The organism is Sphingopyxis sp. MWB1, assembly GCF_000763945.1.
GTDB lineage: Bacteria > Pseudomonadota > Alphaproteobacteria > Sphingomonadales > Sphingomonadaceae > Sphingopyxis.
The window spans coordinates 1,992,094-2,016,934 of the sequence record NZ_JQFJ01000002.1; the positions used below are offsets into that span (position 1 = coordinate 1,992,094).

Consider the following 24,841-nt stretch of genomic DNA (forward strand, 5'->3'; position numbering starts at 1 on the left):
CTGTTTTGGTATCGGGGCGCGTTAAAGCCGAAAGGCGCGCGGAGGTAAAGTCGCACGGCTTGCCCGTCCGGGCGTCAGACGATAAGCGCAGCGACATGGACCGCACCGACCATATCAATTGCTGGATCTTCGATCTCGACAATACGCTTTACCATCCGTCGGCCAGGTTGTTCGACCTGATCGACGCGCGCATGGGCGCCTTTATCATGCGTCTCTTGAATGTCGATGCGGTCGAGGCGCGGCGGGTTCAGAAACAATATTTCCATGATCATGGGACGACCATGGCGGGGCTGATGCGCCATCATGGCGTCGATCCCGAGACATTTCTGGTCGATGTCCACGGTATCGAGCTCGACCGGCTGAGCCCGTGCGAGCGGCTGCGCGCCGGGCTGACGCGACTGCCCGGACGGCGGCTGATTTTCACCAATGCCGACGCCGATTATGCGGCGCGCGTGCTGGAGGCGCGGGGGATCGCCGATCTGTTCGACGGCATTTGCGACATTCGCGCCACCCGCTATCTGCCCAAGCCCGATCCCGCGGCCTATGCCGCCATGATCGCGCATCTGGACATCGATCCGGCCGCCAGCCTGTTTGTCGAGGATATGGCGCGCAACCTTACCCCGGCCAAAGCGCTTGGGATGACCACCGTTTGGCTGGACAATGGCAGCGAAAGCGGCCATCGCGACCATCTGCCGGAGCATGTCGATTTCCATGTAAACGACATCAATGACTGGCTCGACACCTTGCCTTTATCCTGGGGGACTGCATGACGACCGACCTTATCTCGACCATCGAAGCCGCCTGGGATGCGCGCGAGACGCTGGGTGTAACGAGCAAGGGCGCCGAACGCGAGGCGGTCGAGCAGGCGCTCGCCGGGCTGGACGATGGCAGCTTTCGTGTCGCCGAGCGCGGGGACGACGGCGCGTGGCAGGTCCATCAATGGCTAAAAAAGGCAGTATTACTGTCCTTTCGCCTGAACGACATGGCGATCATCGAGGGCGGCCCCGGCGGCGCGACCTGGTGGGATAAGGTGCCGTCCAAATTTGCCGGATGGGATGAAGGCCGTTTTCGCGACGCAGGGTTTCGCGCGGTTCCCGGCGCCATCGTTCGTCATGGCGCGCATATCGGCAAGGGCGCGGTGCTGATGCCGAGCTTTGTCAACATCGGCGCGCGGGTTGGTGAAGGCACGATGGTCGACACCTGGGCGACGGTCGGAAGCTGTGCGCAGATCGGCGCCAATGTCCATCTGTCGGGCGGCGCGGGAATCGGCGGCGTGCTCGAACCCTTGCAGGCCGGACCGGTAGTGATCGAGGATTGCGCCTTTATCGGCGCGCGCGCCGAAGTCGCCGAAGGCGTGATCGTGCGCGAGGGCGCCGTCTTGTCGATGGGCGTCTATCTGGGCGCGTCGACGAAGATTATCGACCGCGCGACTGGCGAAATTTTTATCGGCGAAGTTCCGCCCTATGCCGTCGTTGTCCCTGGAGCGATGCCCGGCAAGCCGTTGGCTGATGGATCGCCCGGCCCGTCGCTTTATTGCGCCGTGATCGTCAAGCGCGTCGATGCGCAAACCCGGTCCAAGACGGCCATCAACGAATTGCTGCGCGACTAATCCTTTCCCCCTGACGTTACGGAATCTTTCTCGTCGAAGCAGGTTCCCCGTTGGTGGATAAGCCATGGCCCAGGCGCCGCACCTGTGGTGCGACGCGGTTGGGAACAGATGGGGAGAGGGAATGGCGCGTTTTGGGGAGATGCCGCTGGTCGGGGCCGGACTGGCCGCCATTTTGGGGCTTGGCGGAAACGCCTTCGCTCAGGAGGAGCCTGCGCCCGCGGCCGCACCCGCCGACGCTGTGGCGGGCGAGGGGACACGCTATACGCCCGCCAATTTCACGCGCTTTGCCCCGCGCACCGCGCTTGACATGGTCGAGAAAGTTCCGGGATTTCAGCTTGTCAGCGGCAGCAATGGCGGCAATCGCGGACTGGGCGGGGCCACCGACAATCTGCTGATCAACGGCGAACGCATCGCCAACAAGACCACCGACGCGCGCAGCGCGCTGCAACGCATTCCGGCGGAGCAGGTCGCCTATATCGCCATCGTCGATGGCGCGAGCCTGAGCGTTCCCGGCCTGACCGGGCAGGTTGCCAATGTCGTGCTGGTCGAAGGGGCGGGGCAGGGCTTTACCACCAGCTTTCAATGGCGGCCCGAATGGCGGCCGGGGCTGAAGAATAATTGGCTTGATGGAGAAATTTCGACAAGCGGAGCGGTCGGCGGTGCCCAAACAACATTGAGCTTGACCAATGAAGCCCGGCGGCAGGGTCATTGGGGGCCCGAATATGTCTATGATAGCGCGGGCGACCTGGTCTTTGTTCGTCAGGAAAAGGGCCAATATGATACGGACCGGCCGCGGCTTTCGCTCGCGCTGACGGACACGGCGAGCAACGGCAACATATGGAATTTTAACTTGGGCGGCCAGTTGGTGGACCGGTTGAACCGGATCGACGGCCAATCGGTGCAGCCGGATTTCGGTGCGGTGAAAGAGGCATTTCGCTTTACCGAAGAAGAGCATAATTATGACGTCGGCGGGGATTATGAATTTTCGCTGGGCAAAGGGCGGTTGAAACTGATCGGGCTTTATCGTTTCGAGCACAGCCCAACGGTCGACCAGTTCATCATTGACCGCGAAGTCGGTGGGCGTAGCGGCCTTCGCTTTTCGCGCGATGCCGATGAGAGCGAAGCGATTTTGCGGGGGGAATATGGCTGGCGCACCGCAGGCGGCAGCGATTGGCAAGTGGCGCTGGAAGGCGCCTATAACAGCCTGGAGGTTGACGCCGAACTGGCGGAACTGGACGCGGACGGCGTGTTTCGTCCCGTGAACTTTGGCGGGGAACATACGCGCGTTGAAGAGAAACGCGCCGAAGCCAGCCTGTCGTGGGGCCGCGCGCTGGCCGACAATCTGACCGCGCAAATCAATCTTGGCACCGAATATAGCGAACTCAGTTCGTCGGGCCCCGGCGGATTGACCCGCCAGTTCTTGCGTCCCAAGGGGAAGATTGCACTGGCGTGGAAGGCGGCGGAGGCCACCACGGTCAACTGGTTGTTGCAGCGCCGCGTCGACCAGCTCGATTTCTTCGATTTCGCCAGTTCGGTCGATCTGGAAAATGACAAGGGCAATCGCGGCAACGGACGTCTGGTGCCCCCGATTATCAATCGTACCGAGCTGGAAATCGTGCAGGACATGGGACGCTGGGGCAATGCCTCCTTCGCCTTTGCTTATGCCTATGCCGAGAATCTGGTGGACCAGATTCCCCTGTCCGACAGCAGCGAGGGACGCGGCAATTTGTCCCCGGCCCATCTCTACCGGATCAGTTCAAAGGCGACATTGTTGCTCGATCCGCTCGGGTGGGCCGGCGCGCGCATCGACAGCGACATCACCGTTCGCCGCAATCGTGTACGCGACCCGCTCACTGACATTTGGCGCGATCAAAGCATGGGACAGGAATATGATGTCGCGATCAAGTTGCGCCATGACATAGCGGGAAGCGACATCGCCTGGGGCACCAATTTCAGCGACAATCGTCTAAGCCCACGCGTTCGCCTCGACGCGATTGAGCGCGAATATAGCGTCGGCCCCTTTGTTACCGCTTATGTCGAGCATAAGGATGTTGCGGGGCTAAGACTGCGGCTCAGCTATCACAATCTCGCGAAGATGGAGGATGGGTTCGACCGCACCGTCTATGTCGATCGGCGCGACGGACCCATCGCATTTTCCGAAAGCCGCCAGCGGGGCTTTGGCCGGTTTTTCCAAATCACGGTCAGCGGCACCATTTGATCGCCCCTCATAGAAAAAAGGAAAACGCCGCTTTGTCGCTCATTCAGCGTTCGCTGAGATAATAGCGTTCGCCCGCGCTGAGATCGTCCGCCAGATCATAGACGATCGGCTGGCCGGTCGGGATTTCGAGGCTGGTGATATCCTCGTCCGAAATGCCCGACAGATGCTTGACCAACGCGCGCAAGCTGTTGCCATGAGCAGAGATCAGCACCGTTTTTCCGGCGCGCAGTTCGGGCACAATCGCGCTCTCATAATAAGGAAGAACGCGCGCGATCGTATCCTTCAGGCTTTCGGTCGCAGGAATGTCGATGCCGGCATAGCGCGGATCCGCCGCCAGATTATAGGGCGAGCCCGCTTCCATCGGCGGCGGCGGAATGTCGAAGCTGCGGCGCCAGATATGCACCTGTTCCTCGCCATGCTTTTCCGCTGTCTCGGCCTTGTTGAGGCCCGTCAGCCCGCCATAATGGCGCTCGTTCAGCCGCCAGTCCTTGACCACCGGCATCCACAGACGGCCCATCGCCTCCAGTGCGAGATTAAGCGTCTTGATCGCGCGGGTCTGGACCGAGGTGAAGCAGGCGCCGGGGGCAATCCCCTTTTCCTTCATCAAGACGCCCGCCGCGACCGCCTCTGCCGCGCCCTTTTCGGTGACATCGACATCCCACCAGCCGGTGAAACGATTCTCCAGATTCCATTGCGACTGGCCGTGACGGATGAGGATGAGCTGCGGCATGGACTTTCCTTCCTGATGGGACGCGAAAAGGCTGATTCGCCGCCCCATAGCGCGCCCGACGCGCGAGAGCCACCGCCCCCTTGAAATGCATGGGCTCCTCACCAGATTTATTTCATCCGGTCGCCGAAACGGGGCCCGACAGCGGCGATGGCATGACGCCATCGTCCGATGACTTCGCTTGTGAAAGGAAGGAATGACCCATGCGTAACAATTTTGACTGGACCCCCTATCGCCGCGCTACGGTTGGCTTTGACCGGCTGTTCGATTTTCTGGAGAATAGCGGCGGCGCGGAAAATTATCCGCCCTTTGATATTGAAAAACTGGGCGACGACCATTTCCGCATCACCGTTGCCGTGGCCGGATTCAAGGCCGACGAGATCGACCTGACCGCCCATCAGAATATGCTGATCGTCAGCGGACGCAAGACGCAGCCCAAGGAAGGCGAAGAACGCCATCTTCTTTACAGCGGCATCGCAACGCGCGCCTTTGAGCGCCGCTTCCAGCTCGCCGATTTTGTCCGCGTCGACAAAGCGGATCTGGCTGACGGCCTGCTCACCATCGATCTGGTGCGCGAAGTGCCCGAAGCGATGAAGCCGCACAAGATCGCGATTGGCGGCGGGCGCGAAACCACCGCGCTGGTCGAGGACAAGAAAGAAGCGGCCTGATCCATCGCCGCAAATTTTAGCGAAAGCAGGAGGGGTCCGGGAAACCGGGCCCCTTTTTGATGTCAGGCCGTCAAAGGCTCCGCGTCATAAAGCGGCTGAAAGGGTCAGGCTTATAATCGGCAAAAGGGTCGCAATTGGCAAAGCCATGGCGCAGATAGAGTGCATGAGCGGGCTCGAAGGCCGCGCCCGATCCGGTTTCGAGGCTGAGGCGCGCCAGGCCGCGCGCCCGGGCCTCGGCCATGATATGGTCGAGCATGTGCGCCGCGACACCTTTGCGCAAATGGCGCTCCGCCGTTCGCATCGATTTCACTTCCCCATGGGCGGCATCGAGCATCTTGAGCGCACCGCACCCCGCCAGTTCCGCCCCGATATGAACCGACCAGAAGGTCACATCGGGCGCGTTAAGGCCGTCGAAATCGAGAAAATGGCAGCTGCCCGCGGGCGAATTGGCCAGCATGGCATCGAAATGGCCTTGCAGCAGGGCGCGGATGGCAGGGCCGGACAAATCATCCTCGATGATGCGCCAGTCCGCACGATCCGCTACCCCCATTGTCACAGCATCTGGTCCAGCGTCGCAAGACAGGCATGGGCCAGCAGCTTCGAGCGCTCAGGCGACCAGCCCTGTTCGGCATCGGGCAGATCGTCATTATCCTTGAACGGCATTTCAAGCGTCATCGACACGGCGCCGAAACGTTCGGCAAGCTGCGTCGTGGACATTGACAGATTCGCCTTGCCCGGCGCCGATTCTTCATAGCCGAGCCGCGTCTGAAAATCGGGCGTATTGGCAGCGAGCGCTGCCTGAAACGCCTTATATTTTTCCATCTGCGCGTTCTTGAGCGACGGAATACCTTCAAAGCCCGCCATGAATACCGCAGGGATGGCTTCATCGCCATGAACGTCCATTGCCCAGTCGACGCCGCTTTCGTCCATGGCGTTACGGACACACAGCACTTCGGGGCTGCGCTCGGCGCTCGGATTATCCCATTCGCGGTTAAGATTCACGCCGGCATAGTTGGTCCGCAAATGCCCGCGCCGCGATCCGTCGGGATTCATGTTGGGGACGATATGAACGCGACATTTGCGCAGCAGCGACCGCGCATGGGGATCGGCCGGGTCGGTCAGCTTTTCCAGTGCGCCTTCCATCCACCATTCAGCCATGCTCTCGCCGGGATGCTGGCGCGCATAAAGCCAGACCTGTACATCGCCGCTGCCCATTTCGAGGCAATCGATCGGCTGGCCTTCAAGGCTGGTGCCGAGACAGCGATAGCTTACGCCGTCGCACTGCGCCGCCGAAGCGATGAGGTCATGATGGCGCTCCATCGAATAGGGCGCGAAATAGGCGACCCACAGCAGCGGCGCCTCCGCATTGTGACGAATCGTCAGCGAGCCTGCATCATAGCTGGTGTCCAGCCGGAACCAATGTTCGCGGTCATAGCTGGCGCAGGCGGCATAGCCCGGCCAGCCATCGGGGTAGGCCGAATCCGAAAGGCCCCCGATAGTCAGCTCCAGAGAATCGCCGACCGCGCAACTGACGCGGAAGTGAAACCATTGGAAAAAATCGGATTCGCGATCCTTGCGGATCGACAGCCGGGCTTTTGCCCCTTCCACCGACTCCACGACGATATTGCCGCTGTCAAAGGCGGCGTTGATGCTGATGGTCATGGAACGGTGATAGTGCGTCCGGATTCGCCAGGGAAGTCCTTGAATAAAGCCTCGGCCAATTTTGCGGCGGCGAGCGACGGCTGAGCAGCAGGGGCCTTTTTGGGCACCGAAGTCAGCGCGCGTCCTTCCCAAAGAGATTGGCCGCTTGCCGCATCGTCGATGCGAACCGACAGCAATAACTCCTGCATCGGCTTCGGCCCGCCACCCAGATTGAGCCCGATGCCAAGGCCGACACCGGACCCATAGCTGCCCGTCGAACCGCCTACCCCGACCGAGACGGGCGAACGCCGCCGTTCGGCAAGCCGTTCACCACGGTCGAAACCGATTCTGACCTTCAAGGGCGCGCTCGCCCCTTCGGGAACCGGCGCAAACCCTTGTTGCCGAAGCTGTTGTTCGACGGCCGTGCGATAGCTGCTCCATTCCAGCGACGGCTCACCCAACGGAGCGGCAGCCGGGTCGCCCATAGGATTGGGATCAATGACATAGCGCGTGCCGGTCGCGAACGAGGCCAGCGAAGGGGTGTGGAATCGGGTGACTTCCACCGGGGGTACCGGCGTCACACAGCCCCCCAGAAACAGGGAGGCAAACGTCAGCGGGAGCAAAAGAGCGGAATGTTTCATGGACGCATCATGCGCCACATCCACTCCCTTGGCAATTTTGCAATTGCCAAGGAAAAGGGGGGCACGCGCATTTGGCCCGCCCCCTTGCTCCATCAACGATAGAAAATATGATTGTCGATCTGTGCGATCCGCTGCTTGCGCCAACCGGGTGATACATAGTCGGCGTGGAAAAACAGCGCGCCCGGGGCGTGATTTTTCCAACTGCCGTTCAGCGCAATCTGCGCGATAGCCAAGGCGCGCGTCCATTGCTGGCTGCCCTCGCGAATGCGGGGCATTTTGCCGCCGCGCACAAAACTGAACTGGCTGCGCTGATAAACGACACCGCACAGGCTGTTGGGAAAGCGGCTGGACTGGGCACGATTGATCACCACATGCGCGACCGCCAGCTGTCCCGGAAGCGATTCGCCTCGCGATTCGAAATAGACGGCGCCAGCAAGGCAGCGCAGTTCGGAATCGATGGTCTTGGGCCGCGGCGTCGTCGCCACCAGCGCAGCGAGCGATTTGGCGGTGATCGGCGCCTGCTCGATCGCCTCTTCTACCGCTTTCTTGGCTTCGGCTTCTTCAGCAGCGATTTCTTTCTGCGCCGCCTTTTGCGTCAGCGCCTCGGCCGCTTTGGCCTGCGCCGTTGTTTGTTCGTCAGACCCTGCCGTTTCGGCAGTTTCCGGAGCCTGGACTTCAGCCAGGGGGGGAAGGGGAGAAGGGGCCTCTGCCACCATATCGCTGGCGAAACCCGGTTCAGCCAGGAATAAAATGGTGGCCGTAGTCATGCTTACGGCAGCCACACTGGCAGCGTTTAAAATGCGACTCATATTGTCCGTCAAATAGGCGGCTGATGAACCCTGTCCTCTAAAACAGATGCGGAAGGCCATTGGCCGGTGCATCTGCGGTCATCATCCGACTGCGTGTCCGAACTGTTGTACCGGGGACGACGGCAAGCCGACGCAACCCGCAGGACGACCTACGCGTTAAAAACGTGTGGGCCACCTATTGTGCGGTGCAATAGAGTCAAGCAAGGTCGCCCCATTCGGCGACGAACCGTGGCGCATCCGCGATGTCCAGTTCAATAATCCATATATCGGGGTCTGAATTTTTACGCCGCGCCCGATATTCACTGTGGGCTTTTTCCCCCGCTTCGGGGGGTGGACCGACGATTTCCCACTGATATTGGCCGCTCATGGCGAACCGGCGTTCAAAAAGAGGGCCGATCACACCGCGTTCACAACATTGAACCAGAATCGAACCTGCGTGCTCGTCTCCGATCGTCAAAATTGTGGCAAAGCCCCCGGCCGCCTCTGCCCGGCGCCGCAAAAGATCGACAAGAAAGCGGCTTGTGAGCCGCGTCATGGCAGGCTGAAAAGCGGTTTAGGCCGCGTCACGCGCTTCGCTGTCGGACAGCATGGCGTAAAGCGCCTCGTCATTCTTTGCGCCGCGCAGCCGTTCTGCGACATTTTCGTTACGCAACATCCGCGAAACGCCCGCCAGCGCCTTCAAATGATCGGCTCCGGCATCGACAGGAGACAAAAGGACGAACAGCAGGTCGACCGGAAGCCCGTCGACCGAATTAAAATCCAGCGGGCGCGTCAATTGCAGGAATAAACCACGCACCCCGGACAGGTCCGCCATTTTGGCGTGGGGCAGAGCGATACCGCGTCCGAAACCCGTGGACCCGAGCCGCTCGCGCTCGAGAAGCGCTTCGCTGACTTCGCCGGCGTCCAGTCCGAGTGAACGGCTCGCCAGTTCCCCGATATAGGGGAAAAGCGCCTTCTTCGAATCAATCTGGACATGGGCGCGCACAGTCGCTGGATAAAGAAGGGAAGAAAGGTTCATCGCGTTGATCAAATCTGCTTGCCGCCGGGCGAATGCCAGGCTGTTCCTTTGACGATCATGGATCGGTCGATACCCCGCCATCGCGGCAAGAGGGCAGTGCTGCGCGCGGCCCTTATGCCGGATAGCAAAGAAAATCTAGCCCTTATTGCGGCTCGACCCAACCGATAGTGCCATCGCGGCGGCGATAAACCATATTATGAGCCCCCGTTTTGCTGTTCACAAAAAGCAAGGCGTTGGTGTCGCGCAGGTCGAGCATCATCACCGCGTCGGACACACTGCTTTCGGGAATATCGACACGCGTTTCCGCAATGATCGCGGGTGCATCGCCTGCATCATCTTCATTGCCGCTATCGAAAACCGTATAGCTGGCATTGTCGCGAATTTCGTCCATCGTGGGCGATGGCGCGGGGCCGCCATTGCTGTTGCGATCCTTCAACCGCCGCATATATCGGCGAAGCTGCTTTTCGATGCGGTCCGCCGCCGCCTCAAAGGCCACATGGGCATCCTGCGCCTGGCCATGACCTTTCAGCACCAGCCCTTGCATGACATGCGCGACAATATCGCATTGAAAACTGTCATGCGGCCCCTTTCCGAAAGTCGCATGGGCGCTGATCGCGCGGGAGAAATATTTGTTGGCAATCGCGTTCATCCGGTCGCTGACATGCGCCTGAAGCGCTTCGCCGGTTTCGATCTGGTGACCAGAGACGCGGATTTCCATTTTCTTTCTCCTTCAAAAGTCTCAGCGACGATATCGAATATCGTCACGGATTATCGTGCCACAGCGGATTGTTCAGCGTGGCGACGAATTCAGCATGACGCGCAAGTTCGGCGGGGGTTGCCGAATGGGGACGCGCTTCCCGAAAGATACGGGGCGCTGCACGCGTCGTGGGGACGGCCAGGGGCGATGCTTGCTCCTGTGCCGCTTCGGCCGCGAGCCCAAGGCCGATCTGTCGGCCCCCGGTCATTTCAATATAAAGATGCGCGAGCAGTTCGGCGTCCAGCAACGCGCCATGTTTGATACGGTGGCTACGGTCGATACCATAGCGTGTGCAAAGAGCATCGAGGCTATGTTTGGCGCCGGGGTGCAGCTTTCGCGCCATTTGCACGGTGCAGCGCATACGCTGCATATCGAGCGCGGCCCGCCCCGCTCGGGCAAATTCGGCATTGATGAAGCCGAAGTCGAAGGCCGCATTATGAGCCACCATTGGCGCATCGCCGAGGAAATCGAGCAGTTCCTCGATATGATCGGCAAAGAGCGGCTTGTTCGACAGAAACTGGATCGAAAGCCCGTGCACCGCCTCTGCTTCGGGAGGCATGTCGCGTTGGGGATTATAATAAGCGTGAAAGGTACGGCCGGTTTCGCGGCGATCGATCAGTTCGACACATCCGATTTCCACCAAACGATGCCCGGCCTTTGGGTCGAGTCCCGTTGTTTCCGTATCGAAAATGATCTCACGCATTGAAACTTCAATATCGTCCTGAATGGGCGCGGAAACAAGAGGCGATGGCGCGAATCTGTCGGCGCGTTTCGCTTTTCGGCCGGCCCGTTTCGATAATGAAATCGGCCCGTGCCCTTTTGACGCGGTCGGGCACTTGCAAACGCCGGATTGCCTTCAGCCTTGCCCATGTCATGCCCGGTCGGCGGAGCACCCGGCGCGCCTGCATCCACAAGGGTGCGGACACCACCGCAACCGCCCCGACGCGGCGCCAACCGCCTTTTTCAAACAGGAGCGGGATATCAAGCACGACGAGATCGCGGGCGCGGTGCCGCATCAGAAAATGCCGCTGGGCCCGCGCGACCGCCGGATGGACAATCGCCTCCAGCGCATGAAGTTCATGCGTGTTGCCCAACACTTTGGTCCCCAGTTTCTGCCGATCCACCCCTTGGGGGCCCGTGGTTCCGGGAAAGCGCGCTTCAATAGCGGATACGAGCGCGCCGCCGGGGCCCTGCAAACGGTGAACCTCTGCATCGGCGTCGAACACGGGTACGCCTTCGCGTTCGAACATCGCCGCCGCGGTCGACTTTCCCATGCCGATCGACCCGGTCAGCCCCAGGATGAAGGGCCGGCGAAGCGGCAGTCGCGGGCGCATGCGATGGATCATGCCGTCAACAGGGCACGCAGCTCGTCATCGCGACCCTGGGGCGGCGATTGGCCAAAGAAAAGCTCGAAAGCGAGCGCGGCCTGTCCAATGAGCATGTCGAGCCCGTCAACCGTCGCCAGGTCCCGCGCGCGCGCGGCGCGCAACAACGCGGTTTCAAGTGGCGAATAGACAAGATCATAAACAATGGCATCATCGGGAAGCGGTGAGAGGTCGAGATCAAGCGGCGGTTGGCCGGTCATTCCCAAGCTGCTGGCATTGACAAGCAGAGCCGCCGGAGCAAGCGCAGCGTCGAGCCCGCGCACCTCCCCTTTGAGGCCAAAGCTTGCCAGCAGGCCCATCGCTTTAAGCGGGCTGCGATTATAGATGATCACTTCGCCAACGTCTGCGCGGGCGAGCGCAAACAAAACCGCCCGCGCCGCACCACCCGCGCCCACGACCGCCACCGGCGCGCCCGCCAGGTCGGATTCGGCAAGCGGCGCATAAAAGCCTGCTGCATCAGTGTTGGTGCCCATCAACTGCCCATCGGGCCGCCGTACCACCGTATTCATCGCGCCAATCGTGGTGCGGACATCACCTGGATCATCGACCAGGTCCATGACTGCGCCCTTGTGCGGCATGGTGACATTGCAGCCCCGCCAATCGGGATCCCCGCGACGTTCGTCGATATAGGCCTTCAGCGCGTCGGACGTGACATGCTGGCGCTCATAACGACCATCCAGCCCCAATGCATCGAGCCAGAAGCCGTGGATAAGCGGCGATTTGGATTGGGCGATCGGATCGCCGATCACTTCGGCAAAGGCCATGAAATATTTATCCTTTATTGTGGCGCAAGGCCGCTGGCGCGCAGCCAGGCGAGAAGCGGGAGCATGGGCATGCCAATGATGGTCCAAGGGTCGCCCTCTACACGGTCGAACAATTGCACCCCCGCGCCTTCGATTTCATAGCAGCCCACCGTCCAGCGAATATTCTCCCAGTGGGAAGCGACATAATCGGCGATGAAGGCGTCCGACAAGGGACGCATCCATAATTTCGCCTGACCGATGAAACGCCAGACAGGCACGCCGTCGCGGGCGGCGACTACGGCGCTGAACAAACGGTGGCGTTGCCCCGCCATGGCGCGCAGATGCGCCGCCGCCTCCTTGGGACTTTCGGGTTTGGACAGCATCGTCCCGTCATCCAGTGCAAGCGTGGAATCGGCGCCGATCACCGTGATCCCCGGCAGCCGCGCGGAAATCTTAATCGCCTTTGCCTCAGCCAGCGCATCGGCGATGTTGCGCGCGCCCTGCCCATCGGCACGAAGAGCGGCGGTCAATGCCTCTTCATCGATATGGGCAGGCGTTGCCTCGAACGCGAGCCCGGCCGCGCGCAGCATGGCCACCCGGCCACTGCTCTGCGAAGCGAGAAGCAGGCGCGTCATGCCGTCCCCCGATCTTCGACCAGCTTGATGACCGCGGCTGCGGTTTCCTCGATCGAACGCCGGGTCACGTCGATCACCGGCCACCCATTATCGGCGAACATCCGGCGCGCAAAGGCAATCTCAGCCTTCACCCGTTCGTCATCGACATAGGCGGTTTCGGGGGCCTGATTGAGCGACAAGAGGCGATTGCGCCGCACCTGCACCAGCCGGTCGAGGCTGGTCGTCAGCCCGACAATCATCGGCTTTTTAAGGTGAAACAAGCTGTCGGGCGGCGGAGATTCGGGAACGATCGGGATATTTGCCGTCTTGTATCCACGGTTTGCGAGATAGATGCTCGTCGGCGTTTTCGACGTCCGCGATACTCCGGCAAGAACGATATCGGCCTGCTCCCAATTTTCCCAGCCGATGCCATCATCATGGGCGACGGTAAATTGTATGGCCTCGACCCGCGCGAAATAGGCGGCATCAAGCACATGCTGCCGCCCGGGACGTGCCTTGGCTTCCTGACCGAGCATGCGGGACAACGCATCGGTAACGGCGTCGAGCGCGGGAACGATCGGCAGCCCTTGAGCGCTGGCCCGCTGTTCAAGGCTGGCGCGCAATTCCCCGTTAACCAGAGTGAACAAAATCATCCCCGGACTGGCCTGCACCTCGGCCATGATCCGGTCGAGATGCGATTCCGATCGCACCATCGGCCAGAAATGGCGGACCACTTCGACATCATCGAACTGCGCAATGGCCGCCTTGGCAATATTTTCCAGCGTTTCGCCCGTAGAGTCGGATATAAGATGCAGGTGAAGTCGGCTCATCACATCACCATGGGACGCGCATGACCGAAAAGGCAAGCGGGGAGAAAGGACGTGATACTCACCCAGGGCCTGTGGATAAAACTGGCATAAGCAGGGGACGCTTCGGGCAAAGCAGATATATCCCCAGCCTCACCGATTCCGCTCCGCCCCTTATCCACAAGGAATGAATCTTATCCACAGGCTGTGAATTACGGGAATGGGCGTTCCGACTCTGAAGGCAAGATGGGCTTTGCAGGAGTCAAGCTGTTGGCAAAAGCGGTGCCTCCCCCTAAAGCCGGGCTTATCCGCCCGCCAACAAACCACCACAATATATTTAAATATATTATGAAGAGAGAAAGAAGGGCCGCGTAATGGCGTCACCGAAAAGCCTGCTGGCAACGCTGCGGGGAGCTCGGCAGGAAAGATCTTCCCTGTGGCTCATGCGCCAGGCCGGGCGCTATCTTCCTGAATATCGGGCGCTGCGCGAAACCAAGGGCGGCTTTCTCGAGCTTTGCTATGATCCGGAATCGGCCGCCGAGGTGACGTTGCAGCCGATCCGGCGCTTTGGGTTCGACGGCGCCATTCTCTTTTCGGACATATTGGTAATCCCCCACGCCCTGGGGCAGCATCTATGGTTTGAAGCCGGGGAGGGGCCGCGCCTCGCGCCTGCGCTTGTCGACAGCGCGCTCGATCAATTGCAGGCTGCACCTGAACGGCTCGAGCCCGTCTATGCAACCGTCGCCCGGGTCGCGGGCGCCTTGCCTTCGGAAACAAGTTTCCTGGGCTTTGCGGGAAGCCCCTGGACAGTCGCGACCTATATGGTGGCGGGGCAGGGGTCGAAGGATCAGTCCGCAGCGCGGCGCATGGCCTTCGGCGATCCCGCTGCCTTTGGTGCGCTGGTCGAGGCGATCATCGACCTGTCGGTTACCTATTTGTCGGGACAGATCGAACATGGCGTCGAGGCGGTGCAATTGTTCGACAGCTGGGCCGGCAGCCTCAGTCCCGCCCAGTTCGAACAATGGGTCATCGCTCCCAACGCCGAAATCGTCCGCCGGCTGAAGGCGCTGCACCCCGACACGCCGATCATCGGTTTTCCCAAGGGGGCCGGAGGCAAGCTTCGCGCCTATGCCGATGAAAGCGGCGTCGATGCGATCGGCCTGGATGAAACGGTCGATCCCGCTTGGGCCGACGCAAATTTGCCCGATCATTTGCCCGTCCAGGGCAATCTCGATCCGCTCGCGCTGGTGGCGGGAGGCGAAGCGCTCGACCGGGCGATTGATCGCATCCTTGCAGCTTTTCCGTCGCGGCCCCATATCTTCAACCTTGGCCATGGGATCGTGCCCGACACGCCCATTGCCCATGTCGAACATCTGATCAAGCGCGTGCGCGGATAGGTTTATGGCGGATTTGACAGGTTTTCTGGGGGTAACGATGCTGTGGGTCAAAGCCGCACATGTGATTTTTGTCATCTTTCTGATGGCCGGCCTGTTCATGATGCCGCGTTTCTTCGTCTATCATCACCAATGCGCCATCGGGTCGGACGAAGAGGCGAAGTGGATCGATCGCGAGGATCGGCTGCGCCGCATCATCCTCAATCCCTCGCTGATCATCGTCTGGATTTTGGGCCTCGCTCTCGCCTTTAACGGCGGGTATTGGAGCGAAGGCTGGTTTCACATCAAGCTCGCGCTGGTACTCGCGCTGTCGGGCTATCATGGCTGGATGATCGGCTATGGCAAAAAGCTGAAAAAGGGCATTCGGCCGCTCAGCGAGAAGCAGCTGCGCTTGCTCAACGAAGTGCCTGGGGTTGCGGCGGCTATCATCGTAATTTTGGCAGTGGTGCGTCCATTTTAGGCGAAGCTTTTCTGACGGACCGTCACACGCTTTGCCGACAGCCGATTGACTTGCGCGCGGGCGGGATATAGGGGGCCGATCAATTCCGTTTTCGCGGGCGGCGCATTTTCGCGTCGAAACTATCAGAACGGTCGTCCCCCGACCCGATAGGCGCCCTTGCGTGTAAAATCATATTGAATTTTCCGCATTTCACATTCTGGAATCCACTCATGCATCTTAAAGAATTAAAGACGAAATCGCCTGCCCAGCTTGTCGAAATGGCAGAGAAATTGGGCGTAGAGGGTGCCTCGACCCTGCGGAAACAGGATCTGATGTTCTCCATCCTCAAGGAACTGGCCGAAGAGGGCGAGGAGATTATCGGATCGGGAACGATCGAAGTTCTGCCCGACAGTTTCGGCTTTCTGCGCTCGTCAGAGGCCAATTATCTCGCCGGTCCCGACGATATTTATGTTTCGCCCAATCAGGTGCGCAAACATGGCTTGCGGACCGGCGATACAGTCGAAGGCGAAATCCGCGCTCCGCGCGACGGCGAACGTTATTTCGCGCTGACCAAGCTGATCAGCGTCAATTTCGATGCGCCCGAAGTCGTCCGCCACCGCGTCAATTTCGACAATCTGACGCCGCTCTATCCCAATCAGAAGCTGTCGCTCGATACGGTCGACCCCACGGTCAAGGACAAGTCGGCGCGCGTCATTGATCTCGTCAGCCCGCAGGGCAAGGGCCAGCGCGCGCTGATCGTCGCGCCGCCGCGCACGGGTAAGACGGTGTTGCTGCAAAATATCGCCAAGGCGATCACCGACAATCATCCTGAAGTCTATCTGATCGTCCTCCTCGTCGATGAACGCCCCGAGGAAGTCACCGACATGCAGCGCAGCGTGAATGGAGAGGTCGTATCCTCAACCTTTGATGAGCCTGCGACGCGGCACGTCCAAGTGGCCGAAATGGTCATTGAAAAGGCCAAGCGGCTTGTCGAGCACAAGAAGGATGTCGTGATCCTGCTCGACTCGATCACCCGCTTGGGCCGCGCTTACAACACCGTGGTCCCCTCATCGGGCAAGGTGCTGACCGGCGGTGTCGACGCGAACGCGCTCCAGCGGCCCAAGCGCTTCTTCGGCGCGGCGCGCAATATCGAGGAAGGCGGTTCGCTTTCCATCATCGCGACTGCGCTGATCGACACGGGCAGCCGCATGGACGAAGTGATTTTCGAGGAATTCAAGGGCACGGGCAACAGCGAAATTGTGCTCGACCGCAAGGTTGCCGACAAGCGCATCTTCCCCGCGCTCGACGTCGGCAAGTCGGGAACGCGCAAGGAAGAATTGCTCGTGGAAAAGGACAAGCTGTCGAAAATGTGGGTGCTGCGGCGTATCCTCATGCAGATGGGCACCGTCGACGCGATGGAATTCCTGCTGGACAAGATCAAAGACAGCAAGACGAACGAAGATTTCTTCGATTCGATGAATCAATAAGGCGCTGGCATGGCGGTGCTCGAACATGCCTTGCTTCCGGTCCGATCCGGGGAGGGCAGCGCGTTCGAAGCGGCCATGACAAAGGCGCGGCCGTTGATTGCGGCATCGCCGGGCTTTATTTCCCTGCAAATTCGTCCGCCCACCGGAACGGGACAGCCTTATCTGTTGTTGGTCGAATGGGAATCGCTTGCCGATCATCGGGACGGTTTCCGCCAATCAGGCCGCTATCGGAAGTGGCGGGCGTTGCTGCATCATTTTTATGACCCTATCCCAGGGGTCAGTTATTTCGGAGAGCCGCTGTGATATTGGAATTTCTTGCTCAGGCGGCGGCGCATGCCGGCGGTTTCGGCGGTCCTGCCGGAATGTGGGATGCGATCGTCACGGATTTTTCGAACATCACCGAGCCCGCAGCGCTGGCCGCCTTCCTGCAGGTGTTGATGATCGACATCGTGCTGGCGGGCGACAATGCGATTGTCGTGGGTGCGCTCGCTGCGGGCCTGCCCGCCGACCAGCGGCGCAAGGTCATCATGATTGGCGTTCTGGCCGCATTGGTGCTGCGAATTGCCTTTGCGCTGGTCGTGACCCAGCTCATGCAAATTGTCGGCCTGATTTTCGTCGGCGGCCTGCTGCTGATCTGGGTGGCGTGGAAAATGTGGCGCGAACTGCGCGAAGGCGCGCATTCGGCCGGCTCGCCGGAGATTGAGGGCGATGAACATTCGGGGCTGCGCCCGGCCAAAAGCTTCGCCGCCGCCGCCTGGGCCGTCGCCGTCGCCGATGTCAGCATGAGCCTCGACAATGTGCTCGCGGTGGCAGGCGCTGCGCGCGATCATCCGGGAATTTTGATCGTCGGGCTGATCTTTGCTGTGGCCCTGATGGGTATCGCTGCGAATATCATTGCCAAATATATAGAGCGCTATCGCTGGATCGCCTATATTGGCCTTGCCGTCATCGTCTATGTGGCGGTCAAGATGATCTATGAAGGTTGGGTGGACCCCAGCGTGGGGATCGGAACCCTGTTCGGATAATCCGTACAGACCCGCTTTTGGATAACAGGGCCGGTTCCAGCGATGGACCGGCCCTTTCTTTTTGGGGTCCAGCCCCCATCTTGGCCTTATGCCCCAATTGCATATGACCCGTGTGGCTGTTGGCTGCACTGATTATACGGAACTTGTCCAACGCATCCGCCGCTATGCCGTGGCTGGTGAAATCGCTTTTCCCACCCGCTTTCGTCCCAAACGCGCTGACGAGCTGATCGGTGGAAAACTGCATTTCATCGTGCGGCATATGCTGGTCGGACGCGTGGAGATTTTGCGTTTTCAGGATCGTAGCGACGGCCGGGTCGATATTGTCTGCAAGGCCAGGCTCGAACGCGTGCACCCTCAGCCCAAGCGCGCGCATCAGGGCTGGCGCTATCTAAGCGAGGGTGACGCGCCCGCGGGAGTCGATGACGACAGCGGGATCGCCGATCTTCCCCCCGAGCTTTATCGCGAACTTGCCGCACTCAGCCTGATCTAGCCCCTAAAATTGGGCACGGAAGCTGTCGGCGCGCGCCATATGCCAATAGCGGGTGCTTGCGACCGAATCCGGTGCATCAAGCAGCACGCCGCGCGGAAAGAAATTATAGATGCGGTCGATCGAATCCGACCGCGCTGAATTGAGCCTTTCGTGCAGATGATGCGGTTTGATTTCCCAGGGCGTTTCCAGCCCCATGGCCGCTGTAATATCCCACAGCGCTGAAACGGTGGCGGCTTGAAAGCGGCGCACACGCTCCGCCTTGTCGGTCACGACCAGCCCGCGCTGACGGCCGGGGTCCTGCGTGGCGACGCCGGTCGGACATTCGCCGGTATGGCATTGCAGCGACTGAATGCAGCCAAGGCTGAACATGAAGGCGCGCGCGGCATTGGACCAGTCCGCCCCCAGCGCGCAATTGACGGCAAGACCGGCGCCTGAATGCAATTTGCCCGATGCCCCCAGCCGGATTTCCTCTTTCAGCCCGCAACCGACCAGCGCGTTGCGGACAAAGATCAACCCTTCACGCAGCGGCATCCCGACCCGGTTGGAAAATTCCACCGGGGCGGCGCCCGTTCCGCCTTCGGCGCCGTCGATGACCATATAGTCGAGCCGGATTCCTGTCTCCAGCATCGCCTTCATCAGCGCATAGACTTCATGGGGCTGGCCCACGCATAATTTGATGCCGACGGGTTTTCCGTCCGACATGTCGCGCAGATCCGCGGCCCATTCGAGCAATTCGATCGGGGTTGAGAAGGCGGAATGTGCGGCGGGCGATATGCAGTCAACGCCTTCGGGAACGCCACGGGTTGCGGCAATTTCGGCGCTAACCTTGGGCCCTGGCAGCATACCGCCATGACCGGGCTTGGCTCCCTGGCTCAGCTTGATCTCGATCATGCGAACATGGTCGATCTGGGCCGTGTCGCGAAACCGTTCAGGATCAAAATGTCCCTGGGCATCGCGGCAGCCGAAATAGCCGCTGCCAAGCTCCCATACGACATCGCCGCCATGTTTGCGGTGATAGGGGCTATATCCGCCTTCGCCCGTATCATGATAAAAACCGCCCATTTTCGCGCCGAGATTCAGCGCTTCGATGGCTCTTTCGCTCAATGATCCAAAGCTCATGGCCGAAACATTGAGAAGATCGGCTTCATAGGGCAGGCGGCACTGGCTTCCCCCAACTTTCACCCGCTTGGTCCGGTCGGGCAGCAGCGTGGGAGCGATGCTGTGGCTCATCCATTCATATTCATCCGAATAGACGTCGAGTTCGGTGCCGAAGGGATGAGCGTCAAGATCGCCCTTGGCTCGCGCATAGACCAGCGCCCGCTCGCTGCGGGCATAAGGGCGGCCATCGAGCGGACTTTCGACGATATAGGCGTGCAGGAATGGACGCAGCCATTCGAACATCCAGCGCAGCCGCGCGATTAGCGGATAGTTGCGCCGCAGCGCATGGCGCTGCTGAAACAGATCGTAAATGGCGATCAGGAGAAGCGGGACCCAAAGCAAAAGGGTCAGTCGTAATATGTCCCAAAAGGCAGAAATCGCGATAAGAAAAATCAGGACCGGAAAGACAAGCCAGCGCAGCATGATAAACTCCTGTCAGCCCTTTTGAGCAGCCAACATTAGCGCCATCTTTTCCCATACTTTGTTAACGGCCTTGAGGGGGCGTATCATCACTTTGAAATCCTTTATTTTTCCGTCCCCATCCCATGAAATTATATCGACCCCATTGATATATATGCCATCCAATTCGGTCGCAAATTCGAGCATGGCCTGATCGCCCTCGACAATTTCGCGCACATAGTGGAAAGCATCGCCGCCCAGTGCATGGCTCGCGGCGTGGAGATAGCCGAAAACCTTCTCCCGCCCTTGCTGCGGACTGTGCACGACCGGTGAATGAAAAATTGCGTCGGGAGCAATCAGGTCAAACAAGGTCTGCGGATCGCCGCCAGCTTCCATATAGGCGTGCCAAGCGGCGATACCCGCAGCCGCGCTCACGCCAGATGCTCGACAAAGAAGGCGCGGGTACGCTCGTCGGCCAGCCGGGCGCCGGCTTCGTCGCGGCGATTGCCCTCGGTTGCGGCAAAGCCATGGTCGAGCCCTGCATAATCATGGAGGGTGACCTTCGGATGCGGATCGAGCGCTTCGTGCATCTTGGCTTGCGCAGCAGCATCGACAAAATGATCGGCAGTCGGAATGTGCAGCATCAGCGGATTGGCAATAGCGCGGCTTTCGCCCAGCATCTGGTCGATCATGACGCCATAGTAGCCGACCGACGCATCAATATCGGTGCGGGCCGCCGCCATATAGGCGAGGCGTCCGCCCAGGCAAAAGCCGACGCACCCGACCTTGGCGGCGCCTTCGCTCCGTAACCAGCGAATGGCCGCTTCCAGATCCTTCACCCCTTCATCAGCATCATATTGGCCGAAATAGCCGAGGGCTTCCTGCATCTCAGCTTCAACATCGGGGTTGAGTTCGATACCGGGGGCAAAGCGCCAGAAAATATCGGGGGCCAACGCAAGATAGCCCTGTTCTGCCCAATCGTCGCATTTTTGGCGAATGCCCGCATTTACTCCGAAGATTTCCGGAATGACGACAATTCCTCCCTTCGTTTCGCCCGCAGGCCGCGCGACATAGGTGGGAATCTGGGCCTTACCGTCAAAGCTGGAGATATGGCTGTTGGTTGCGGACATGAAGGGGCTCCTGCTCTTGCTTATTCATGGTGAAGGCGCGAAACTAGCTTGCGCCAAACAGCGGCTCAAGCAGATAGCCCCAAAAGCGCGCGATGGCGAAGGGATTGAGGGATGAAGTTTCATATTGAAATTGATTGTACGCCGGAAGAGGCACGTCGCCTGTTTGGGCTGCCCGATATGGAGCCGTTACACGATGCCTATCTGGACCGCGCCCGCGAATTAATTCAAGGGGGTGTGACCCCCGACATGGTTGAAAAGATGATGAAAAACTGGATGCCTATGGGCGAAGCGGGATTTGATATGCTGCAATCGCTTTTTGGTGGATTTAAAGGCGATGGCCGATCTGCATTTGGTGGACCCTCCCGAGCAGATGAAGACGCGCCTGATGGAAAATCAGATAAAGGGCGTCGGAGCTGAATCCCCTTGCCCCAGGATACGATTTTTGCGTTGTCGAGCGGTATGCCGCCCGCGGCCATCGCCGTGGTACGCATCAGTGGGCCGCAGGCGGGAGCGGCGCTCTCTTCTCTGGCTGGCGATCTACCTCCGCCCCGCCGCGCAGCGCTCCGCACGCTTCGCGATGCCAAAGGGGCGCCGCTGGATCAGGCGCTGACGCTCTGGTTCCCAGGACCGCAGACGGCAACGGGCGAAGATCTGGCTGAGCTTCATCTCCATGGTGGCCGGGCCGTAGTGGCGGCCGTGCAGCGGGCATTGGCTGCACAAAAGGGATTACGCCCAGCCGAGGCGGGGGAGTTCACCCGGCGCGCCTTTCTGAACGGGCAGATTGATCTTGCCGAAGCGGAAGGGCTTGCCGATCTTTTGTCGGCCGAAACCGAAAGCCAAAGGCTGCAAGCCCTGAAAATGGCGAGTGGCCATGTCTCGCGCGCGATCGGAGAGTGGCAGGAGCGTCTGATTCGTTTGATGGCCATTGCCGAAGCCGAACTAAATTTCTCCGATGAGGAGGATGTTGAATCCTCCAATGTGACCATCACCCGAATGGTTGAGGGCATGGCGGATCTGGCGGGCGAATTGGATGGTTGGCTCGCGCGCCCGGCCGCAGAAGTGATTGCAGAGGGGCTTTCAGTTGTGATCGCCGGTCCTCCAAATGCCGGTAAATCAACACTGATCAATGCATTGGCCCAGAGAGAGCTGGCGATTGTATCGCCGGTCGCCGGAACGACCCGCGATATCATCGAAACGCCATTGGCGCTCGATGGCATTGCAATGCGTTTTTCGGATACGGCGGGGATCCGGAGCGAGGGAAGCGACGCGATCGAAGCCGTCGGCATTGATCGTGCGCGGGCGGCGGTGGGAGCAGCTGATATTCTATTGTGGCTGGGGCCGCCCGAGGATGTGCCCGTTCATCCGCGCAGGATCATCATTGCAGCACAGGCCGATAAATGGCGCGGAGATTTCGAACGAGAAGCTCAAGCCGCGCGTTGCGATCTGACCCTCTCCGCTCAAAGTGGGGAGGGGATGGATGAGCTTCATCGCCATATTGTCGCAATTGCGCGCGATCTTCTCCCACGGGAAGGCGAAGCCGCTTTGCGTATACGTCAGCGCCAAGCCTTGAAGGACGCGCGTAAATGGCTTGCGGTTCCGCAAGGAGAACGGGAGGCTGCCGATCTCATTCTGTTGGCGGAGCGCTTGCGTTTATCGTCGAACGCGCTGGACCTAGTGACGGGGCGGGGAGGGGTGGAAGATATGCTTGATGCGCTTTTCGGGCGATTCTGTATCGGGAAATAGCGTTTCACGTGGAACAATCGCGCCGATGGATTTCCGTTCCATAATGTTTTATGAGCCAAGGCAATCATGGAAAGCGCTATGAATTTTGATGTCATCGTCGTTGGCGGTGGACATGCCGGCACCGAGGCCGCCGCGGCTGCTGCGCGGTTGGACGTGCGCGTCGGCCTCATCAGCTTCAACCCCGATTTGATAGGAAGCATGTCTTGCAACCCGGCAATCGGCGGTCTGGGCAAGGGCCATTTGATTCGGGAGGTAGATGCGCTCGATGGATGGATGGCGCGCGCCGCCGACGCCGCGGCCATTCATCACCGCATGCTCAATGCGTCCAAAGGCGCTGCGGTGCAGGGGCCGCGCGTCCAGGCTGATCGCCTTCTATATCGCCACGCTATTCAAGCCCTACTCGCGGCCGAGAATAATATCGAAGTTGTGGCGGGGGGGGCCGCCGCCTTGCGTTTGTCGCCTGCAGGCGATGTAGTGAAAGGCCTTGAGCTTGCGGATGGCCGCCTGTTAAACGCACCCGCCGTCATTCTTGCGACAGGCACATTTCTGGGCGGACGCATGTTTCGCGGCGAAGAGCGGATGGAAGGGGGGCGCATAGGAGAGGCGGGTGCATCGCGACTTGCAGAGCAGCTACGTGCCGCGCAATTGCCAATGTCGCGACTTAAGACAGGCACGCCGCCGCGCCTTGATGGTCGGACCATTGATTGGGCGCGCCTTGAAGAGCAGCCTTCGGATGATGCACATTGGACTTGTTCCACGTGGAACAACCAACGGCAACAGCCGCAGATATTCTGCGCCATCACGCGAACCAACGGCGATTCTCATCAGATTATCAGCGATAATCTCCATCGTTCGCCCTTGTTTACGGGTGCGATTGGTGCTGCTGGTCCGCGCTATTGCCCTTCCATTGAAGATAAAATCCATCGTTTCGCGGATCGCGACGGGCACCAAATTTTCTTGGAGCCTGAGGGGCTGACGACGCATCTTGTCTATCCCAATGGCGTATCCACCTCTTTGCCCGCCGATGTTCAGTTGGCGATGCTTCGGACGATGGAGGGGCTCGAACAAGTAGAGATGGTCGTTCCCGGCTATGCGGTTGAATATGATCATATCGACCCACGCGCGTTGGACCGCAGCCTGCAACTTCGAGCGATATCGGGGCTTTATTGTGCGGGGCAGATTAACGGTACGACCGGATATGAGGAAGCTGCGGCTCAGGGATTGGTGGCAGGCGCTAACGCAGCGCTGCGTGTTCGGGGGCGGGAGTCGTTACTTCTTGATCGCAGCGAATCCTATATTGGCGTGATGATCGACGATCTAGTGCTGCAAGGCGTCAGCGAGCCTTATCGCATGCTCACTGCTCGCGCCGAATATCGCCTTCGCCTGCGGGCCGATAATGCGGCTACGCGGCTCACTCCCAAAGGGGTAGAGATCGGTCTGGTACGGCCATCGACGGCGCGACTGTTCGAGCGCCGGATGGCTATGCGAAGCCGGCTGGAGGCCCTGCTTGATCAACCGGTACCCAAGGAAGACTATGCAACCATGTCTCTCCCGCTTCCTGGCGACGGGATTCCGCGACGTCGTATTGATCTGTTGCGCTATCCTGAGGTGACGATGGAAAGCCTTGCGTTGTTGGCGCCGGAGTTAGCGGATGCTGATCGGGATATAGCAGCCGAGGTGGAGCAGGACGCTCACTATGCACCCTATCTTGCACGTCAGGAGGCCGATCTGCGCGCGCTGCACGCCAATGAAGCAATCATCCTTGATCCCGATCTTGATTATGCGGCTATCGGCGGCCTTTCGCGAGAGATGGTTGAGCGTTTGTCCCGGGCGCGCCCGGAGACTTTGGGGCAGGCCGCTCGCATCGACGGGGTGACGCCGGCTGCGTTGACTGCGATCATGGTCTTCAGCCGTCGCCGCGCGGCCTGAGGCGGCGGACT

The 24,841-nt window shown here is 60.0% G+C and carries 29 protein-coding genes; 13 read left to right on the forward strand and 16 right to left on the reverse strand.

The window, feature by feature from the left end; translation table 11 throughout:
• Nucleotides 1–95 precede the first annotated feature (95 nt).
• From JV18_RS0109970 to JV18_RS0109980, 3 genes are all read left to right on the forward strand, one after another.
• Entirely contained in the window at nt 96–770 is a 675-nt protein-coding gene (locus tag JV18_RS0109970; protein ID WP_033074362.1) for a pyrimidine 5'-nucleotidase, read from the forward strand.
• A complete protein-coding gene (gene dapD, locus JV18_RS0109975; RefSeq protein WP_033074363.1) occupies nt 767–1,609 on the forward strand; it encodes a 2,3,4,5-tetrahydropyridine-2,6-dicarboxylate N-succinyltransferase in 843 nt (280 codons plus the stop codon). Before JV18_RS0109970 ends, dapD begins: the two co-directional genes overlap by 4 nt.
• Nucleotides 1,610–1,730: 121 nt before the next feature.
• Entirely contained in the window at nt 1,731–3,827 is a 2,097-nt protein-coding gene (locus JV18_RS0109980) for a TonB-dependent receptor plug domain-containing protein (RefSeq protein WP_033074364.1), read from the forward strand.
• A 43-nt stretch (nt 3,828–3,870) separates the two neighbouring features.
• Here the strand turns inward: JV18_RS0109980 and gpmA are convergent, their stop codons facing one another.
• Entirely contained in the window at nt 3,871–4,557 is a 687-nt protein-coding gene (gene gpmA / locus JV18_RS0109985; protein ID WP_033074365.1) for a 2,3-diphosphoglycerate-dependent phosphoglycerate mutase, read from the reverse strand.
• Nucleotides 4,558–4,757: 200 nt separating this feature from the next.
• Here gpmA and JV18_RS0109990 point away from each other — a divergent pair, with 200 nt between their 5' ends.
• On the forward strand, nt 4,758–5,222 hold the full coding sequence (locus JV18_RS0109990; RefSeq protein WP_033074366.1) for an Hsp20 family protein: 465 nt from the start codon (nt 4,758–4,760) through the stop codon (nt 5,220–5,222).
• A gap of 70 nt (nt 5,223–5,292) precedes the next feature.
• On the opposite strand, the gene JV18_RS0109995 is transcribed toward JV18_RS0109990, so the two are convergent.
• The 12 genes from JV18_RS0109995 to JV18_RS0110050 all read right to left on the reverse strand — a co-directional run bounded on the left by JV18_RS0109995 (nt 5,293) and on the right by JV18_RS0110050 (nt 13,660).
• Nucleotides 5,293–5,772 carry a GNAT family N-acetyltransferase gene (locus tag JV18_RS0109995; protein WP_052071882.1) on the reverse strand — a complete coding sequence of 160 codons (480 nt, stop codon included), beginning with the start codon at nt 5,770–5,772 and terminating at the stop codon, nt 5,293–5,295.
• A gap of 2 nt (nt 5,773–5,774) precedes the next feature.
• Complete coding sequence (locus JV18_RS0110000) at nt 5,775–6,884, reverse strand: M14 family metallopeptidase (protein WP_033074367.1); 1,110 nt, start codon at nt 6,882–6,884, stop codon at nt 5,775–5,777.
• Complete coding sequence (locus JV18_RS0110005) at nt 6,881–7,504, reverse strand: DUF4136 domain-containing protein (protein WP_033075227.1); 624 nt, start codon at nt 7,502–7,504, stop codon at nt 6,881–6,883. The genes JV18_RS0110000 and JV18_RS0110005 overlap by 4 nt, the downstream gene beginning before the upstream one ends.
• A gap of 92 nt (nt 7,505–7,596) precedes the next feature.
• Complete coding sequence (locus JV18_RS0110010; RefSeq protein ID WP_033074368.1) at nt 7,597–8,313, reverse strand: cell wall hydrolase; 717 nt, start codon at nt 8,311–8,313, stop codon at nt 7,597–7,599.
• Nucleotides 8,314–8,509: 196 nt separating this feature from the next.
• Nucleotides 8,510–8,848 carry a DUF1491 family protein gene (locus JV18_RS0110015; protein ID WP_033074369.1) on the reverse strand — a complete coding sequence of 113 codons (339 nt, stop codon included), beginning with the start codon at nt 8,846–8,848 and terminating at the stop codon, nt 8,510–8,512.
• Nucleotides 8,849–8,866: 18 nt separating this feature from the next.
• The gene (locus JV18_RS0110020; protein WP_033075228.1) at nt 8,867–9,331 is read right to left on the reverse strand and encodes a PTS sugar transporter subunit IIA; all 465 of its coding nucleotides are present in this window, start codon (nt 9,329–9,331) and stop codon (nt 8,867–8,869) included.
• A gap of 142 nt (nt 9,332–9,473) precedes the next feature.
• Nucleotides 9,474–10,049 (reverse strand): ribosome hibernation-promoting factor, HPF/YfiA family, encoded by a 576-nt coding sequence (gene hpf, locus JV18_RS0110025; protein ID WP_033074370.1) that lies wholly within the window; start codon nt 10,047–10,049, stop codon nt 9,474–9,476.
• Nucleotides 10,050–10,092: 43 nt separating this feature from the next.
• The gene (gene dnaQ / locus JV18_RS0110030) at nt 10,093–10,791 is read right to left on the reverse strand and encodes a DNA polymerase III subunit epsilon (RefSeq protein ID WP_033074371.1); all 699 of its coding nucleotides are present in this window, start codon (nt 10,789–10,791) and stop codon (nt 10,093–10,095) included.
• Between the two features lie 7 nt (nt 10,792–10,798).
• On the reverse strand, nt 10,799–11,434 hold the full coding sequence (gene coaE, locus JV18_RS0110035) for a dephospho-CoA kinase (protein ID WP_081944765.1): 636 nt from the start codon (nt 11,432–11,434) through the stop codon (nt 10,799–10,801).
• On the reverse strand, nt 11,431–12,237 hold the full coding sequence (gene aroE, locus JV18_RS0110040; RefSeq protein WP_033074372.1) for a shikimate dehydrogenase: 807 nt from the start codon (nt 12,235–12,237) through the stop codon (nt 11,431–11,433). Before aroE ends, coaE begins: the two co-directional genes overlap by 4 nt.
• 14 nt (nt 12,238–12,251) lie before the next feature.
• Nucleotides 12,252–12,851 carry a Maf family protein gene (locus JV18_RS0110045; protein ID WP_033074373.1) on the reverse strand — a complete coding sequence of 200 codons (600 nt, stop codon included), beginning with the start codon at nt 12,849–12,851 and terminating at the stop codon, nt 12,252–12,254.
• The gene (locus tag JV18_RS0110050) at nt 12,848–13,660 is read right to left on the reverse strand and encodes a pyruvate, water dikinase regulatory protein (protein WP_033074374.1); all 813 of its coding nucleotides are present in this window, start codon (nt 13,658–13,660) and stop codon (nt 12,848–12,850) included. The genes JV18_RS0110045 and JV18_RS0110050 overlap by 4 nt, the downstream gene beginning before the upstream one ends.
• A 350-nt stretch (nt 13,661–14,010) precedes the next feature.
• On the opposite strand from JV18_RS0110050, the gene hemE reads away from it, so the two are divergent.
• The 6 genes from hemE (at nt 14,011) to JV18_RS0110080 (ending at nt 18,471) form a co-directional block, all read left to right on the forward strand.
• Complete coding sequence (hemE, locus tag JV18_RS0110055; protein ID WP_033074375.1) at nt 14,011–15,033, forward strand: uroporphyrinogen decarboxylase; 1,023 nt, start codon at nt 14,011–14,013, stop codon at nt 15,031–15,033.
• Nucleotides 15,034–15,037: 4 nt separating this feature from the next.
• Nucleotides 15,038–15,490 (forward strand): CopD family protein, encoded by a 453-nt coding sequence (locus tag JV18_RS0110060; RefSeq protein WP_033074376.1) that lies wholly within the window; start codon nt 15,038–15,040, stop codon nt 15,488–15,490.
• A 209-nt stretch (nt 15,491–15,699) separates the two neighbouring features.
• Nucleotides 15,700–16,956 carry a transcription termination factor Rho gene (rho, locus tag JV18_RS0110065; protein ID WP_033074377.1) on the forward strand — a complete coding sequence of 419 codons (1,257 nt, stop codon included), beginning with the start codon at nt 15,700–15,702 and terminating at the stop codon, nt 16,954–16,956.
• Between the two features lie 9 nt (nt 16,957–16,965).
• Entirely contained in the window at nt 16,966–17,259 is a 294-nt protein-coding gene (locus tag JV18_RS0110070) for an antibiotic biosynthesis monooxygenase family protein (protein ID WP_033074378.1), read from the forward strand.
• A gap of 59 nt (nt 17,260–17,318) precedes the next feature.
• On the forward strand, nt 17,319–17,981 hold the full coding sequence (locus JV18_RS0110075; protein ID WP_052072192.1) for a TerC family protein: 663 nt from the start codon (nt 17,319–17,321) through the stop codon (nt 17,979–17,981).
• 103 nt (nt 17,982–18,084) lie between these two features.
• Nucleotides 18,085–18,471, forward strand: a complete 387-nt coding sequence (locus JV18_RS0110080) for a DUF1489 family protein (RefSeq protein ID WP_235303094.1) — start codon at nt 18,085–18,087, stop codon at nt 18,469–18,471.
• A gap of 3 nt (nt 18,472–18,474) precedes the next feature.
• Here JV18_RS0110080 and JV18_RS0110085 read toward each other — a convergent pair whose 3' ends face one another.
• The 3 genes from JV18_RS0110085 to JV18_RS0110095 are packed head-to-tail and all read right to left on the reverse strand — an operon-like array spanning nt 18,475 to nt 21,158.
• Nucleotides 18,475–20,052 carry an FMN-binding glutamate synthase family protein gene (locus JV18_RS0110085; RefSeq protein WP_033074381.1) on the reverse strand — a complete coding sequence of 526 codons (1,578 nt, stop codon included), beginning with the start codon at nt 20,050–20,052 and terminating at the stop codon, nt 18,475–18,477.
• A 12-nt stretch (nt 20,053–20,064) separates the two neighbouring features.
• Nucleotides 20,065–20,424: a nuclear transport factor 2 family protein gene (locus tag JV18_RS0110090; RefSeq protein WP_033075230.1), complete on the reverse strand. Its 360-nt coding sequence runs from the start codon at nt 20,422–20,424 to the stop codon at nt 20,065–20,067.
• A 35-nt stretch (nt 20,425–20,459) separates the two neighbouring features.
• Nucleotides 20,460–21,158: a dienelactone hydrolase family protein gene (locus JV18_RS0110095; protein WP_033074382.1), complete on the reverse strand. Its 699-nt coding sequence runs from the start codon at nt 21,156–21,158 to the stop codon at nt 20,460–20,462.
• A 111-nt stretch (nt 21,159–21,269) separates the two neighbouring features.
• Here JV18_RS0110095 and JV18_RS0110100 point away from each other — a divergent pair, with 111 nt between their 5' ends.
• The 3 genes from JV18_RS0110100 to mnmG all read left to right on the forward strand — a co-directional run bounded on the left by JV18_RS0110100 (nt 21,270) and on the right by mnmG (nt 24,830).
• Nucleotides 21,270–21,575 (forward strand): DUF6489 family protein, encoded by a 306-nt coding sequence (locus tag JV18_RS0110100; protein WP_033074383.1) that lies wholly within the window; start codon nt 21,270–21,272, stop codon nt 21,573–21,575.
• Between the two features lie 6 nt (nt 21,576–21,581).
• Nucleotides 21,582–22,901, forward strand: a complete 1,320-nt coding sequence (mnmE, locus tag JV18_RS0110105; protein WP_268746267.1) for a tRNA uridine-5-carboxymethylaminomethyl(34) synthesis GTPase MnmE — start codon at nt 21,582–21,584, stop codon at nt 22,899–22,901.
• A 66-nt stretch (nt 22,902–22,967) separates the two neighbouring features.
• On the forward strand, nt 22,968–24,830 hold the full coding sequence (mnmG, locus tag JV18_RS0110110; RefSeq protein WP_052071883.1) for a tRNA uridine-5-carboxymethylaminomethyl(34) synthesis enzyme MnmG: 1,863 nt from the start codon (nt 22,968–22,970) through the stop codon (nt 24,828–24,830).
• Nucleotides 24,831–24,841 lie beyond the last annotated feature (11 nt).

Bases quoted from the DNA above. Each gene is read 5' to 3' on its own strand.
- JV18_RS0110060 (WP_033074376.1), top strand. From the start codon at position 15,038: ATGGCGGATTTGACAGGTTTTCTGGGGGTAACGATGCTGTGGGTCAAA.
- mnmG (WP_052071883.1), top strand. From the start codon at position 22,968: ATGGAAAGCGCTATGAATTTTGATGTCATCGTCGTTGGCGGTGGACAT.
- dnaQ (WP_033074371.1), bottom strand. From the start codon at position 10,791: ATGCGTGAGATCATTTTCGATACGGAAACAACGGGACTCGACCCAAAG.
- JV18_RS0110005 (WP_033075227.1), bottom strand. From the start codon at position 7,504: ATGAAACATTCCGCTCTTTTGCTCCCGCTGACGTTTGCCTCCCTGTTT.
- coaE (WP_081944765.1), bottom strand. From the start codon at position 11,434: ATGATCCATCGCATGCGCCCGCGACTGCCGCTTCGCCGGCCCTTCATC.
- JV18_RS0110085 (WP_033074381.1), bottom strand. From the start codon at position 20,052: ATGCTGCGCTGGCTTGTCTTTCCGGTCCTGATTTTTCTTATCGCGATT.
- hemE (WP_033074375.1), top strand. From the start codon at position 14,011: ATGGCGTCACCGAAAAGCCTGCTGGCAACGCTGCGGGGAGCTCGGCAG.
- JV18_RS0109990 (WP_033074366.1), top strand. From the start codon at position 4,758: ATGCGTAACAATTTTGACTGGACCCCCTATCGCCGCGCTACGGTTGGC.
- gpmA (WP_033074365.1), bottom strand. From the start codon at position 4,557: ATGCCGCAGCTCATCCTCATCCGTCACGGCCAGTCGCAATGGAATCTG.
- JV18_RS0110080 (WP_235303094.1), top strand. From the start codon at position 18,085: ATGACCCGTGTGGCTGTTGGCTGCACTGATTATACGGAACTTGTCCAA.
- JV18_RS0110090 (WP_033075230.1), bottom strand. From the start codon at position 20,424: ATGGAAGCTGGCGGCGATCCGCAGACCTTGTTTGACCTGATTGCTCCC.
- rho (WP_033074377.1), top strand. From the start codon at position 15,700: ATGCATCTTAAAGAATTAAAGACGAAATCGCCTGCCCAGCTTGTCGAA.
- hpf (WP_033074370.1), bottom strand. From the start codon at position 10,049: ATGGAAATCCGCGTCTCTGGTCACCAGATCGAAACCGGCGAAGCGCTT.
- JV18_RS0110070 (WP_033074378.1), top strand. From the start codon at position 16,966: ATGGCGGTGCTCGAACATGCCTTGCTTCCGGTCCGATCCGGGGAGGGC.
- dapD (WP_033074363.1), top strand. From the start codon at position 767: ATGACGACCGACCTTATCTCGACCATCGAAGCCGCCTGGGATGCGCGC.
- JV18_RS0110050 (WP_033074374.1), bottom strand. From the start codon at position 13,660: ATGAGCCGACTTCACCTGCATCTTATATCCGACTCTACGGGCGAAACG.
- JV18_RS0110000 (WP_033074367.1), bottom strand. From the start codon at position 6,884: ATGACCATCAGCATCAACGCCGCCTTTGACAGCGGCAATATCGTCGTG.
- JV18_RS0110095 (WP_033074382.1), bottom strand. From the start codon at position 21,158: ATGTCCGCAACCAACAGCCATATCTCCAGCTTTGACGGTAAGGCCCAG.
- JV18_RS0110010 (WP_033074368.1), bottom strand. From the start codon at position 8,313: ATGAGTCGCATTTTAAACGCTGCCAGTGTGGCTGCCGTAAGCATGACT.
- JV18_RS0110100 (WP_033074383.1), top strand. From the start codon at position 21,270: ATGAAGTTTCATATTGAAATTGATTGTACGCCGGAAGAGGCACGTCGC.
- aroE (WP_033074372.1), bottom strand. From the start codon at position 12,237: ATGGCCTTTGCCGAAGTGATCGGCGATCCGATCGCCCAATCCAAATCG.
- JV18_RS0110045 (WP_033074373.1), bottom strand. From the start codon at position 12,851: ATGACGCGCCTGCTTCTCGCTTCGCAGAGCAGTGGCCGGGTGGCCATG.
- JV18_RS0110075 (WP_052072192.1), top strand. From the start codon at position 17,319: ATGTGGGATGCGATCGTCACGGATTTTTCGAACATCACCGAGCCCGCA.
- JV18_RS0109995 (WP_052071882.1), bottom strand. From the start codon at position 5,772: ATGGGGGTAGCGGATCGTGCGGACTGGCGCATCATCGAGGATGATTTG.
- JV18_RS0109980 (WP_033074364.1), top strand. From the start codon at position 1,731: ATGGCGCGTTTTGGGGAGATGCCGCTGGTCGGGGCCGGACTGGCCGCC.
- JV18_RS0110015 (WP_033074369.1), bottom strand. From the start codon at position 8,848: ATGACGCGGCTCACAAGCCGCTTTCTTGTCGATCTTTTGCGGCGCCGG.
- JV18_RS0110020 (WP_033075228.1), bottom strand. From the start codon at position 9,331: ATGAACCTTTCTTCCCTTCTTTATCCAGCGACTGTGCGCGCCCATGTC.
- JV18_RS0109970 (WP_033074362.1), top strand. From the start codon at position 96: ATGGACCGCACCGACCATATCAATTGCTGGATCTTCGATCTCGACAAT.